We start from the raw sequence: 13,152 nt of genomic DNA on the forward strand, positions 1-13,152 counted from the left end.
CATGGCGAAGCCAATAACGGGTTTCACCCATAACCGCTATCAGCTAGAAGTTGAAGACCTTACGGCCGAGCTCGATGTGCTGTCATTCAAAGGCGAGGAATGGCTAAGCCAGCCATTCAAGTACACCGTTGCATTCACTTCCCAGGAGCAGGATATCGAGGCGGCGCAGATCCTCGGTAAGGATGCCAGCTTCCATCTGGGCAAGTCTGAACTGACCACTCAGCTTCCAATGCCTGACGGGACATCACGCACAGTGCATGGCGTGATCACGGGTTTCAAGCGTGTCTCCGGCTCCCGGGACGAAGCCCGCTACCAAGTCACACTTGAAGCGCACCTGGCATTGCTCGGACGTGGCAAGCAGTACCGGATCTATCAGCATCAATCGGTTCCGGAAATTGTTGAAAGTATCCTGCGCAGTCGCCACCAACTGCAAGGGCAGCACTTCGTGTTCGACCTGGCGCGCGAATATCCCAAGCGAGAACAGGTCATGCAGTACGGTGAGAGCGATCTGACTTTCATTAGTCGTCTGCTGGCGGAAGTCGGCATCTGGTATCGCTTCTCCCACGACGATCGGCTTTACATTGATGTGGTCGAGTTTCACGACCACCAAAGGCATTACCAGTTTGGCGTCAAGTTACCGCATCGACCTCTGTCGGGCTTGACCAGCAATGGGCAGGACGGCGTATGGGCGCTGCAGGTTGAGCATCAGGTGGTGGAGCAGCATATCAACGTGCGCGCCTACCACCATCGGGACGCGGCTGCCTTTCTGGACGGTGATGTTGATCACAGCCGGGGGGCCACAACGACTTATGGCGAGGGGTATCACTACGGAGAGCCTTATACCGCGCTGGGTGACGCCATTGACCAGGATGAAGACCTGCTCAGCGAAAGCGGGTACTTCTATGCGCGCCTGAATCATGAACGCTTTCTCAATGACCAGACCCGTTGCACCGGCATCAGCAGCAGTGTATCGCTCGCCCCAGGGCAAGTGCTGACGGTCTCTGACGGGGCGCCACAGGTCTTCGAACCTGGCGTGGTCATCACCCATTTGACCGTCGAGGCAGCACGCGACCGTAGTTTGGAAGTCACGTTCGACGCGATTCCCTACTCAGAGACGATAGGCTTTCGGCCAAGATTGCTGGGCAAGCCACAGATCGCCGGTACGGTGCCGGCGCGGGTCACCAGTACGCAAAAGAACGATCCTTACGGCCATATCGACATGGAGGGACGTTACCGGGTCAATTTCCTGTTCGACCGGGACACGTGGCGAGCAGGCGAGGAGAGTGTCTGGCTCCGACTGGCACGCCCCTACGCCGGTGACACCCATGGCCTGCACCTGCCGTTGATCTGCGGTACTGAAGTGGCGGTGGCGTTCGAGCAAGGTGACCCGGACCGGCCCTACATCGCCCATGCCTTGCACGACAGCGAACATCCCGACCACGTGACGCTGCGCAACTACAAACGCAATGTGTTGCGGACCCCGGCCAATAACAAGTTGCGCCTGGACGATACGCGTGGACAGGAGCACGTCAAGCTCAGTACCGAGCACAGTGGCAAGAGCCAGCTTAACTTGGGGCATTTGGTGGATTCGAGTAATCAGACGCGTGGTGAAGGCTTTGAATTGCGCACCGATGCTTGGGGAGCGATTCGTGGCGGCAAGGGAATTTTCATTAGTGCTGACAAACAAGCCAATGCTGCGGGCGACGTGCTCACTATGGACCGCGCCAGCACCCTGCTAGAGAGTGCGAAGCAACAATTGGCCCAATGGAGCCAAATTGCTCAGACCCATCGCAGCCGCCAGCCTGATGTCGATGCGCTGAGCCGGTTCGAGGCTGAGGCAAAAAACCTCAAAGGCTCTGCAATTCTTCTTAGTGCACCTGATGGTATTGGTGCAGTGACGCCGGCAAGCTTGCTCTTGAAAAGTGGTGAAGCACTCTGTGCTCAAACTGACGAAGAACTCAACTTGGCTGCAGGCAAGCGGCTGTTTGCCCACTCCGGTGAGGGCATCTTGTTGTTGGCGCAACTGCAAGGCATGCGCCTGGTTTCCGGCAAAGGCCCCTTAGAAATCGAGTCCCATGGCGACTTGCTCAATCTGATTGCCCAGCAAGACATCACCGTCCAGTCCGTGGAGGGTCATATGCAATTGACCGCCAAGAAGGGCATTACGCTCGGCTGTGGCGGCGGTTACATCCGTATTACAGATCAAGGTGAAATCCAGATTCATAGCCCGGGACTAATCAGTCTCAAGGGCAAACATCGATTTAACCCCCCGGCGGGTGAGTCCTTCGAACTGCCTGAGTTGCCGGGAGCTGTATGTAAGGAATGCTTGAAGAGGGCGCAAGCCGCTGCACAGGGCTTCGTACTCAGGGAGGCCCAAGTATGAACACACAAGCGTGCACCACGTGGCTCAATCTTCTGCTGTGCGCGTGCGAGCAGGCACAGATCACCTATCTGCATGTGATCATCGATCAAGCTGGTTGCGAGTCACCGATGCGCCCCAGTGTGCTTAGCGTGGACCCGCCGCTGGATTGTTACTCCCTGTTCACTGGGCTGCCTGAGGAAGGTGCCGAGGATCTGGCCCCTCTGCTGGTGCGGGTTGATTTGTCACAACCACTCCAGAAGCAATGGCTTCTCGGTTTGCTGAACGCCACCCAAGGCCTGCCAGTGTTATTGATCCTGGTGTCTGATTGGCCCTTTCCGATACTCGCAGAGCATCTTGGTCGCTGCACTGAGGCACTCAACGGAGGGTGCCTGGGCCTACTGCGTTACTACGATCCGCGGCTTTTTCTCCTGCTGTTCAGTCACGTACTGACGCCCGAGCAGCAGCAAGCATGGTTACAGCCCGCCTTGTTCTGGAGTTGGCTTGACCGCGATGGCCTGCCCCAGCACTTGCTTGGAACAGCCCAAAGTTCAGGGGGCGATGACTCATTTACGCCACTTGAACTCAGTGACAGTCAGATCGACGTGCTTTGTTGTGCCAGTGATGCTACCGCAGCAATGGCCAGTCTCGCTGCAGAACTTCCTGGCGAATGGGGAGCGGAACAGCGCTTTCGCGTGTGCTACCGCGGGATGTTAGCTGCCAGTTCGGCGGGCCTGCTGACAACCGCTCAGCGCGAGGCACATACCCTGGAATACCTGCGCCAGACCTGGGTAAGCGAGCCTGCAATTGCGGGAAAACCCTGATGGCAAGGCGTTAGCGGATGGGCGGCAGAGTGGCGATGCTAGCTAGTCTCCTGCCCGCCCAGGCGGTTGTTCCCGCGCGTTGTATCAAGACCCCATTGCATGGCCAGGAGCCTAAATAATGCCCAAAACAAGTAAAGCCCGCGTCTGGCTTCCGCCCCATTTCCCTGTGCAAGGTCGCCTGCCCCAGCGTGTCGAGCAGGTGCGGCACAACCAATGGCTACGGGATCAGCCAGCGCGTGACCACCAGGATCGTCGATGTCTAGTTGCCGGCTACCGATTGCCGCCGCCGTGTAGCAGGACCTTGCATATCAGCCTGTTCTTCGACGGCACCGGTAACAACCTGAACAACGATTTGTTCGAATCTGCCGTGCCGCACCCGACTAACATTGCACGCTTGTTCCGCGCCGCTATCGGCGCGGGCCATGCCGGCGGCACAGCGCATCGCAGCGTTGGCACGAGCGGCCTGACCGACGCGCCGGGTACTGGCAACGGCGATTACTTCAAGTACTACATGCCTGGAGTGGGCACGCCGTTTCCCGAGGTAGGCGACCTGGACTACACCACCGAAGGCCTGGCCTTCGCACGACGTGGCGAGGAGCGGATTAACTGGGGCCTGCTGATGATCATCGATGCGCTGCGTCGGGCGCTCGGGCTGCCGCGTTTGGACAATGCGGCGCTCAAAACAGCCGTCGAAGCCATGGGAACGTGGCGCGGCACCGAGTGGATCAAAGGCCGGTCGAATCGACGCAAGAAGTTTTACGAACAACTAAGTGCCATAGAGCGGACCTTGGAGATCGCTCTAGAGGGTACTTCGGCATCTCAGCCCAAGCTGTTGGGGGTGCGGTTGTACGTTTATGGATTTTCGCGGGGCGCGGCCTCGGCGCGGGCGTTCGTCAACTGGCTTAATGAGTTGTTGGCGCCAGCGGAATCGACACCGGTGCTCGTCGTTGGGGAACATAAGCTGCCAATCAGCGTGGAATACCTTGGGCTGCTGGACACGGTGGTGTCGGTGGGGCTGGCCGATATCGTACCGGGGGCGACCGGGCATATGGGCTGGGGCGATGGTAGTCAGGCGCTGCCTTCCGGGGCGCTGCTCAAGCGTTGCCTGCATATCGTCGCCAGCCATGAGCAGCGGTTGAGCTTTCCGCTGGACTCTATCCGCCGGGAGGATGGCAGCTACCCAGCAAACAGCGTGGAGGTGATCTACCCCGGAGTGCATTCAGATCAGGGGGGAGGGTATCCGCCGGGTGATCAAGGGAAGGCAGTTGGCCCTAATGATCGCCTATTGCTTTCGCAGATCGCGTTGAATGATTTGTATGCTGACGCGTTTGCTCACGGGGCGCCGCTAAAAGTTCCACCGAGTGCACAGCCAGTGGGCCAACAACATGAAACTTGGCGGGCGATGGAACCTGATGTTGTATTGCAATTCGGTGCTGAACCGTTATTAGTCGATCGCTTCAACGCTTGGCGTCAAGTGACTCTCAACTTGACTCCTTCCCCTCATCCACTTTCGTCCGAGCAAATCGAACGCTACCAAGTCTCATCGGCTCCAGTACCCCTGGAAGAGGCATTACGCGCCCAACTCGCCTGGATCACAGCATGGCGCATTGATCGCTACGCCTTCGCCAGCCTCAAGACTACACAGTTCTATCGCAACGCCAGTGATACGCACGGTACGGAGGATGCCCGCAGACGTGCTGAGGCAGAGCGGGAGCAACAGCAGGCGATGGTCCAAGCCCGGCGCCTGCAACAAATAGCCCGCGAGCGTAAAGGCGCTCCGAGTATGCCGCTGGAGCCTGGCATCCCAGATTTCGACCCAGACAGTGCACAATCCCAATTGCGGGAGGCCGCTGAAGAGTTTGAAAAAAGCTATCGAAATCTGGATAGCGACCCTTACCTGACGGTCTTGCGTATAGCGAAGGAAGTAAATCCCACCGCCTGGTTGATCTATCGCAATAGTGCCGAAACCCGGGCCGAGCGAGAGCGAGTCAAGGCAGCTGGGCGTGCAAAAGTCAGCCAGCTATTCCCTCCACCGCCAGGTGAGCGCAACCATCTTACAGAGCGCTCTCGCGGTAATGTCGAAGAGCACCGTAATAGCCAAAAGCCTGAAGGACTTTTGCGGGCCCTGTTCGATGACCAAGTACATGACTCGCGTGCCTGGTTTCTGCACGCCGTGCTCAACAATCGCTACCTGGGTGTGAGTTTGTCGGCAGGGCGTGAACCCTGGGGCAGTTACTTCAACGAACGAATGGTGTTTTTTGGTGAAGCTGATCGAAGGGACCTGGCATTGATAGTCAGGGCTGAAGGGGAGCCAGCGCCTGCAGTCAGCATCGCCCAGATTTCTGGGTATACCCTGAAATTACCTGTGGAGAGCGCTCAGCAAATGGCGCAGCTCCAACAACGCATCACAGCAGTCTGGGATGCCCATTACGCTACGGCGAGCGAGGTGGGCAATGAGCTTGGCTGACAGCGGCGTTCAGCAATTCAAAACAGCACGTGCAGGCAAGTTCATGCGGCGCCATCTACTGAACATCACATTCGGCGGTGTGGTGATGTGCGTAGGCGTTACGACAGCCAGTGCGAGCAGCATTTATGGCGTCAACCACACTCACTGGGCGATCAACCGACTCAGTGTCGATGGCCGTTCAGCCGTTGACATTATTGGTCCATATCAAGGCGGAGGTGGTGGCTGCTGTTACGTCGCACCAGCCCGCTGGTCTCAGGGGCTGACGGTGCGGGTTGACTGGGAAACGGGTGCGGGAAGCTCGGGAGATTTTCCTGGAACCGGAGACTGGGCCAAAGTTGTGGCTTGGGAGAAGAAGATCCTGGCGCAAAAGCGCAGGCATAGCAAAGTCGTCCCCGTCCCGGATTACACCGACCAGAGAGTCTGCGGCATCACCGTACATTTCCTTCCCTGTGATGAGCTTCAGGTCACCACTTCCTGTTACGGCTACGGCAGCCCCGAGTACCCGATTAAAACTCCGCTGCATTTACCGGAGCCGCAGTCATGCCCTGCCAAAAGCAGTGACCAGGTGGAGGAGCAGTAATGCACGCGTTGAGTCGAAAGGCTGACAGCTTGCGAGAAGCAGGCGGCGAAATGCTCGAAGGGCACAGAGGCGTGCAGCAAGTCAAAGCGAAACGTGCAGGCAAGCTCATGCGGCGCCATGTATTGAACATTGCTCTTGGCAGTTTGGCGATGTTCTTGGGCGGAACGGCCAGTGCGAGCAGTATTTATGGCGTTAATCACACCCACTGGGCAATCAACCGGTTCAGTGTCGATGGTCGTTCAGCCGTTGACATCATTGGCCCATATCAAGGCGGGGGTGGAGGCTGCTGCTACGGCGCACCAGAACACTGGCATCCAGGCCTGACGGTACGGGTTGACTGGGAAACGGGTGCCGGTAGTGCAAGAGATTTTCCTGGATACGGAGATTGGCCCAAGTTTTTGGCTTGGGAGAAGAAAATCCTGGCGCAAAAGCGCAGGCACAGCAAAGTTGTTGCTGTCCCGGACTATACCGGCCAAGAAGTTTGCGGCATCACCGTGCATTTCCTGCCCTGCGATGAAATTCAGGTCACTACCTCCTGTTACGCCTACGACAGTCCCGAGTATCCGATCAAAACCCCGCTGCAATTGCCGGAGCCGCAGTCATGTCCTGCCAATAGCACTGACCAGAAGGAGCAACAGTAATGCACGCATTCATTCGAAAGGGTGACAGCTTGCGTGAGGCAGGTGGTGAGGTGCTCGAAGGGCACTATCTGTGTGACGGCGAGCCGATTGCCTGCAAGGGGGACGCTGTGCGCTGCAACCTGCATGGGCTGACGGTGATTGCCGAAGGCAGTGACCTCATCGAGCTCGATGGTTGCCCGGTGGCACTGCACGCTCACCGCTGTGCTTGCGGCTGTAGCCTGGTCAGTTCCACGCCCGATACCTTGGCTGCTTCATGAAGAGGATTCCGGAGTTTGCACCCTATCCATTGGCGCGTGAGACTCGTTATTCGCGCTGGTTTGCAGGGGCAGTCGGGTTGTTGGCATTGCTCGGCATTGCAAGTGTCCTGCCTCCTTCCCTTGTTGCACCGCACCTTGTCGCCTTTACGGTGGGAGGCATGTTGCTCAGCGGGTTACTGGCATTCTTGATTCATGTGCTCTATTTCCGCTTCAACCGCCACAACGCCCAGTGCTATGGCGAAGCGGTGGAGCGGGAACAGCAGGCATGGTGGTTACAGCATCGCCAGAAAGTTGCGATGGTCGAGTCGGTTCTGCTGAGTGCTTCATGCGGTAGCCCGGAGGATCTGGATGGCTTGCTAGACCCTTCGAAACAGCCATCCGTGGCACGGGAGACGGGTGAAGGCTTGGTGCTTCGTTTGCTCCAGGTATTTGGACACGACGCGAAACAGCGCGAGCAAGAGCTGGCAACACTGCTCGCCCTGAAGTGGGGAGCACAGCGTAGCACCGATCAGAGCTTGACCCCATCAAGCTGCTATTGGCATGGCTCGCAGGCAGCATGGCGTGCATTCGTCGAGCAGATCGCGCAGTGCTGTCCAGACGTGCACCTGCCTGAATATCCTCAGATATGGGATGGGATTCTTAGCCTTGACGCGATCATCGATCAGTTGCAAGGGGCTCCTGATGGTGCACGTGTGCTCTGTGCCGGTTGTCAGAGTTCCTCACCTGATCGGGCAAGTTCTTTGCCGGCAGGTGAGGCCGCAGTGCTATGGCTACTTGGCGCTGAAGGAGACGTGGCCTTTTTTCGTGGCGAGTGGTTCTCGCAGGCAGACGAGGACCTGGCGACCGTTGCCGAGCGGGCTGTCGAGCAAAGCCTGCTAGAGGCACCGGCGCAGACCTGTATAGCGTTTTCTCAGCCTCATGTGCCTGATCTAGCCGCAATCGGCTGGGATGCCAAAACCAACGCTCAGGACGCCAACTTTGGCGCGTTGGAACAACTGGAAGCTATGGTCGTGCAGACCCTTGCCGCTTGGTATGTCCAGCAGCATGGCGTGCCCTGCGCATGGCTGGCTTCAGACCCTCATTTCACCTTGACCCTTGGAATTGTGCGGCCCCATGAATCAGGTAGCTGAATCACAAAAAGTATCTGCTTGGCAAACGGCTGTTTTGCTCGCTGTAACGGTGGCTGTAATAGTCACCGCCTGCGGGGTAGCCTGGTGGTTCTGGGTAGGGCACCCCCGCAGTCGGGCTTCTCTCATGGACCTTATCTTCAAAGGCCTCATCTTTTGGGGACTGCTTTTCGTGACCGCAGTGCTCGTATGGCAGGCAGTGCTGCACGGTATCCGAGGCCTTGTGCATCGTCCCGGGGTGCAACCGTCTGATCTGGAGGTCGAAACTTGGCCCCCAGATGTGAGTGCGCAGATCCAGCAGCACTTGCGTGAGCATCATGGTCAGTTCTGGCGGCGTCGGGTCCGGTTTTATGTAGTCATTGGTGAGCCGGCCGAAGTCGAAGCGGTCGCGCCCGGTCTGACGCATCAGCTGTGGCTGATGGGAAAGGATACGGTTCTGCTCTGGGGGGGCAGTGTGCAGACTGCTCTTGATCAAACGTTGATAGAACAATGGTGCACGCTAGGCCAAAGAGGTGGGCTGCATGGCACCCTCTGGGTGGTGAACAGAGCTCAATGTACCGATAGCGAGTCTTTGGGCTTTGCTTTCAATCGGTTGCAGGGACTTGCCCGGCTCTCAGGTTGGAAGGTATCCGTTCATGTATGGCAGATCTGCGAGAGCGAATGGTCACAGCCAGCCCGCGACGTGCGGGCGGTAGGCTGCCTATTACCATCGCGATTTTCTCCAGTCCAATTGGCTGAGCGTCTGCGTAACTTGCAACAGCCGCTGCGCGAACAGGGTTTGGCGCAGATGCAGGTCCAGATAGCGCATGACTTTCTTCTGCGGCTTGCGCGTGGCCTGCAAATTGACGGCGCTGCACGATGGTATCGGCTGATTGAGTCCCTCTCAGGCAGAACCACACGTGGTATCCAGGTCCGTGGCGTGTGGTTCAGCTTGCCAGTTCAGAGGTCAGGATCTGCGACGACAATCGAACACCGCTGGCCCGAAGACCCAGCATGGTCCGGGATCCTCAACGATCGCTCCGTGCTAGCCCGCCGACTGGGTTGGCACCCAGCTAGAATCGCCTACGTTTCTGCGCTAGGCCTTGCTTCCATCTGGGGCATTGGCTTGCTGTTGTCCTTCGCCAGCAACCGTACCGAGGTCGGTCAGATCGCGGCGGCGTATAGCACGTTGCAGCAGCCCGTAGCAGGCACCGACACCAAACAGGCACTGGGCGAGTTGGTACGCGAACTCTCCCGCCTGGACTACCGATCAGAACACGGCGCACAGTGGTATCAGCGTTTTGGCCTGAACCGGTCGCACGAGCTACGTGACGCGGTGTGGCCGCTCTATACGCAAGCCAATAACCAGCTGCTTCGTGATCCCGCAGTCTCTGAACTAGAAAAACGGCTCAAAGTGTTGGTCAACTTGCCTCCTGCGAGCCCTCAGCGCGCCAAGCGGGCACAGCAGACGTATGACTACCTCAAAGCCTATCTGATGCTGGCACGCCCGGAAAAAGCCGATGCCGCGTTCTTGGCCCAGACTTTGGGCACTGCCGATCCGGCACTGTGGACGTTCTACGGCCAGCACCTGCCTGAGCACCCTGACTGGGCGATCAAGGCCAATCTCAGGCTGATCGCCCAAACACGCCAGGTGCTACTGCGCGAACTGGGGCAGCGAAACGCTGAAAGCAGCCTGTACCAACAAGTGCTCGACACTGCGGCGAATCACTACCCAGCATTGGGTTTGCAACAGATGGTCGACGACACCGATGCAAGCGCCCTGTTCACCAGTGCAGAACAGGTCCCCGGTGTATTCACCCGCCAAGCCTGGGAAGGGCAGGTTCGTGCAGCCATTGAAGAGGCAGCGCAGACTCGGCGCGAAGAGATCGACTGGGTACTCAGCGACAACCCCAACGACATCGGCAGTGAACTGAGCCCCGACCAACTCAGGGAGCGGTTGACCGCACGCTACTTCCAGGATTACAGCAGTGCATGGCTGGGCTTTCTCAACAGCCTGCGCTGGCGACAGGGCTACGGCTTGAGCGATGTGATTGCTCAGTTGACGCTGATGAGTGATGTACGCCAGTCACCACTGATTGCCTTGATGAACACATTGAGCTACCAGGGCCAAGCCGGCGTCCGTGGCCAGGCCCTGGCCGATTCCCTGATTGAATCCGCACAGAAGTTGGTGGGGCAAAAAGCAGCGCCGATCATCGATCAACTTCCCCAAACACCCAGCGGCCCGCTCGACAGTACCTTTGGCCCTTTGATGGCGTTGCTGGGCAAGGAGTCTGGAGGCCGATCAGTCGATGGCCGCCTGAGCCTGCAAGCCTTCCTCACCCGAGTCACCGGCGTGCGCTTGAAGCTGCAACAGGTGGTCAATGCACCCGATCCCGAGGCGATGATTCAGACCTTGGCGCAGACGGTATTTCAAGGCAAAGGCGCGGACCTGACCGATACCCAGGCCTACGGCAACCTGATCGCCGCCAGCCTCGGCGCCGACTGGGGGCCAGCGGCCAATACGCTGTTCGTGCAGCCGCTGGATCAGGCCTGGCAACAGATTCTGCAGCCGTCCTCGGTCGGCCTCAACCGGGCCTGGCAGCGCGCGATCGTCGATGAGTGGCAGGGCGCCTTCAGCGGTCGTTATCCCTTCGCGGCCACCAGCAGCGATGCCTCTTTACCCATGCTGGGGCAGATGATCCGCGCCGACTCCGGGCGCATCGAACAGTTTCTGGCGCAGCAACTCACGGGTCTTCTGCGCAAGGAAGGCAACCGCTGGGTGGCCGATTCGCGGCAAGGTCAGGGGCTGCGTTTCAACCCGGACTTTCTAACAGCGATCAACCAGCTCAGCCAGCTGGCCGATGTGCTGTATACCGATGGCGGTATGGGCTTGAGCTTCGAGCTGCAAGGCAAGCCTGTGCGTGATGTGGTGCAGACCACCTTCGTACTCAATGGTGAGAAGCATCACTACTTCAACCAGCGAGAAAGCTGGCAACGCTTTCGCTGGCCCGGGCAGGGCGACCATCCCGGCATCAGCCTGACGTGGAGCAGCGTCCATACCGGCGAGCGCCTGTTTGCGGACTACCAGGGTAGTTGGGGGCTGATTCGTTTGCTGGAGCAGGCCAATGTCACGGCGCTGGACGACGGCGACAGTCGTTTTCGGATAGTGCTCGATGCGCCAGATGGCCTGGCCCTGACCTGGCACTTGCGCACGGAGTTGGGCGAAGGGCCGCTGGCACTGCTCAAGTTGCGCGGGTTCAGTTTGCCGCGAGAGATCTTTCTGGCAGATGGCCGAGACACCCCGCAGTACACGCAGAACGGGGGCTTCGAATGAGTCTGAAAAGCCTTGTCGAAAGCTGTTTGCCCGCCAGCGAGCCGCTGGTCATTGCCCGTAAACACAGCGAATGTTGGGAGCCTTGGCTAATGCCCATCAGCGGTGATGTAGCTGTGGGAAAGGATCCGGGCTACGACGACGATTTCCAGCGCATGCGCGAAGAGGTCAACAAACTCTCCGGGGCGGATGTGGACCTTGTGGCGCAACTGGCGCAGAAGCTGCTCCAGCAGTCCTGCAAGGACCTACGCGTTGCCACCTACTATCTGTGGGCACGCTTGCACCGGGATGGTGAGGCCGGTCTGGCTGATGGCCTGAGTTTGCTGGCGGCGCTGATGGAACGCTATGCCTGCGACATCCTGCCGGTGCGCCCCAATAGCCGCAAGATGGCTTTGGAGTGGCTTGCCGGCAGCAGGGTCCTGGCAAGCCTGTCGCTGTACCCTCAGGTCGTCAAGGCTGAAAGCGAGCGAACGGTGGCAGCATTGGTGTGGCTGGAGCGCGGCTTCAGCCATTGGCCCGAAGACCAGCGGCCACAACTGGACGCCTTGTACGGCGCCCTTAACACCCGACTCGCCGTGTCGGGAGGTGTGGATGCAATCGTCCCGCAGACCGGCAGTGATTCACCGCTGAGAAGTAGCGCCCCTGGCCCGAGCGTATCACCCATCAAGTCCGGTCGCGATTTGCTGGACAGTGGCCGGGGCCTGGCCAGCTACCTGCGTGAACAACCCGAAGGGTGGTTGGCAGCGCATAGGCTGATGAAGAGCTTGCGCTGGGACACCGTGCATCAGGTACCGCCGCAAAATGCCCAGGGGATTACCCGCCTGGCACCGCCTCGCGGCGAGTATCGCGCGCAGCTCAAGCGCTTGCACCTGCAGCAAAGCTGGAGCGAGTTGATTGATCAAGTCGAGCAAATGTATGCCGAAGGCGTCAATCACTTCTGGCTGGATCTGCAATGGTATCTCCATCAGGCCTTGGGCAAATCGGCTGAGCCCTACAAAACCTGGGCAGATATGGTCAAACACGATCTGGCCATGCTGCTGCACCGGCTGCCGGGCGTGGAGCTACTGTGTTGGAGCGATGGCTCGCCATTCGCTGATGAGGCCACGCGTGAGTGGATCAACCAGCAGGTCAGCGCAAACCGCCCAGATCAATGGCTGCCCGCAGCGGCCCCCGCACTGTCGGCGGCTGCCTGCGAAATACTCGCCTTGGAACCCGAGGCACTGGCGCAAGCGGATGCTGACGGTGTCGAGCAGGCGCTGGCTTGGCTGGCAAGCCGGCCCGATGTGCAGACCGGGCGTCAGCGTTGGTTACTGCGCTTGCTGATGGCGCGCGTGGCCGAGCAGTGCGGCAAGGCCGAGCTGGCCATTCATTTGTTCACTGAGCTGGACGCTGCCGCGCAACGCCACACCTTTGCCGACTGGGAGCCGGACCTGCTGTTCGAGGTCAAGGCGCGTTTACTCAAGCTGCTGCGTTTGAAGGCCCAGCGCAACGACGCTGACCGGCCTGTGTTGGCGCGGCAAATGGAACATCAGTTGGCAGCCCTCGTATCCCTTGACCCGGTACGAGCTGCAGTGCTGTGCAGCTAAT

At 59.0% G+C, this 13,152-nt stretch carries 10 protein-coding genes; 9 read left to right on the forward strand and 1 reads right to left on the reverse strand.

The annotated features are described in order from the left end of the window. The first annotated feature begins 1 nt into the window (after position 1). From CWR53_RS10220 to CWR53_RS10250, 7 genes are all read left to right on the forward strand, one after another. The gene (locus tag CWR53_RS10220; protein ID WP_375335477.1) at positions 2–2,383 is read left to right on the forward strand and encodes a type VI secretion system Vgr family protein; all 2,382 of its coding nucleotides are present in this window, start codon (positions 2–4) and stop codon (positions 2,381–2,383) included. Further along, positions 2,380–3,183: a DUF4123 domain-containing protein gene (locus CWR53_RS10225; protein ID WP_100851433.1), complete on the forward strand. Its 804-nt coding sequence runs from the start codon at positions 2,380–2,382 to the stop codon at positions 3,181–3,183. Before CWR53_RS10220 ends, CWR53_RS10225 begins: the two co-directional genes overlap by 4 nt. A gap of 118 nt (positions 3,184–3,301) precedes the next feature. Continuing rightward, positions 3,302–5,650: a DUF2235 domain-containing protein gene (locus tag CWR53_RS10230; RefSeq protein WP_100851434.1), complete on the forward strand. Its 2,349-nt coding sequence runs from the start codon at positions 3,302–3,304 to the stop codon at positions 5,648–5,650. Between the two features lie 85 nt (positions 5,651–5,735). Continuing rightward, complete coding sequence (locus tag CWR53_RS10235; RefSeq protein WP_258313238.1) at positions 5,736–6,230, forward strand: DUF3304 domain-containing protein; 495 nt, start codon at positions 5,736–5,738, stop codon at positions 6,228–6,230. A gap of 149 nt (positions 6,231–6,379) precedes the next feature. After that, positions 6,380–6,871, forward strand: coding sequence for a DUF3304 domain-containing protein (locus CWR53_RS10240; protein WP_258313239.1), 492 nt, complete (start codon positions 6,380–6,382; stop codon positions 6,869–6,871). Further along, a complete protein-coding gene (locus CWR53_RS10245) occupies positions 6,871–7,128 on the forward strand; it encodes a PAAR domain-containing protein (RefSeq protein ID WP_100851435.1) in 258 nt (85 codons plus the stop codon). The genes CWR53_RS10240 and CWR53_RS10245 overlap by 1 nt, the downstream gene beginning before the upstream one ends. Further along, a complete protein-coding gene (locus CWR53_RS10250; RefSeq protein ID WP_100851436.1) occupies positions 7,125–8,258 on the forward strand; it encodes a hypothetical protein in 1,134 nt (377 codons plus the stop codon). The genes CWR53_RS10245 and CWR53_RS10250 overlap by 4 nt, the downstream gene beginning before the upstream one ends. Position 8,259: 1 nt before the next feature. Here the strand turns inward: CWR53_RS10250 and CWR53_RS23185 are convergent, their stop codons facing one another. Further along, positions 8,260–8,745: a hypothetical protein gene (locus CWR53_RS23185; RefSeq protein WP_197844954.1), complete on the reverse strand. Its 486-nt coding sequence runs from the start codon at positions 8,743–8,745 to the stop codon at positions 8,260–8,262. A gap of 615 nt (positions 8,746–9,360) precedes the next feature. Here CWR53_RS23185 and CWR53_RS10255 point away from each other — a divergent pair. Continuing rightward, positions 9,361–11,568, forward strand: coding sequence for an ImcF-related family protein (locus tag CWR53_RS10255; protein WP_258313223.1), 2,208 nt, complete (start codon positions 9,361–9,363; stop codon positions 11,566–11,568). Continuing rightward, the gene (tssA, locus tag CWR53_RS10260; RefSeq protein WP_100851437.1) at positions 11,565–13,151 is read left to right on the forward strand and encodes a type VI secretion system protein TssA; all 1,587 of its coding nucleotides are present in this window, start codon (positions 11,565–11,567) and stop codon (positions 13,149–13,151) included. The genes CWR53_RS10255 and tssA overlap by 4 nt, the downstream gene beginning before the upstream one ends. The last annotated feature ends 1 nt before the right edge of the window (position 13,152 follow it).

This window comes from Pseudomonas sp. SGAir0191 (assembly GCF_002812565.2).
Classification (GTDB): domain Bacteria; phylum Pseudomonadota; class Gammaproteobacteria; order Pseudomonadales; family Pseudomonadaceae; genus Aquipseudomonas; species Aquipseudomonas parafulva_B.

Bases quoted from the DNA above. Each gene is read 5' to 3' on its own strand.
- CWR53_RS10250 (WP_100851436.1), top strand. From the start codon at position 7,125: ATGAAGAGGATTCCGGAGTTTGCACCCTATCCATTGGCGCGTGAGACT.
- CWR53_RS10230 (WP_100851434.1), top strand. From the start codon at position 3,302: ATGCCCAAAACAAGTAAAGCCCGCGTCTGGCTTCCGCCCCATTTCCCT.
- CWR53_RS10240 (WP_258313239.1), top strand. From the start codon at position 6,380: ATGTTCTTGGGCGGAACGGCCAGTGCGAGCAGTATTTATGGCGTTAAT.
- tssA (WP_100851437.1), top strand. From the start codon at position 11,565: ATGAGTCTGAAAAGCCTTGTCGAAAGCTGTTTGCCCGCCAGCGAGCCG.
- CWR53_RS10225 (WP_100851433.1), top strand. From the start codon at position 2,380: ATGAACACACAAGCGTGCACCACGTGGCTCAATCTTCTGCTGTGCGCG.
- CWR53_RS10220 (WP_375335477.1), top strand. From the start codon at position 2: ATGGCGAAGCCAATAACGGGTTTCACCCATAACCGCTATCAGCTAGAA.
- CWR53_RS10245 (WP_100851435.1), top strand. From the start codon at position 6,871: ATGCACGCATTCATTCGAAAGGGTGACAGCTTGCGTGAGGCAGGTGGT.
- CWR53_RS10235 (WP_258313238.1), top strand. From the start codon at position 5,736: ATGTGCGTAGGCGTTACGACAGCCAGTGCGAGCAGCATTTATGGCGTC.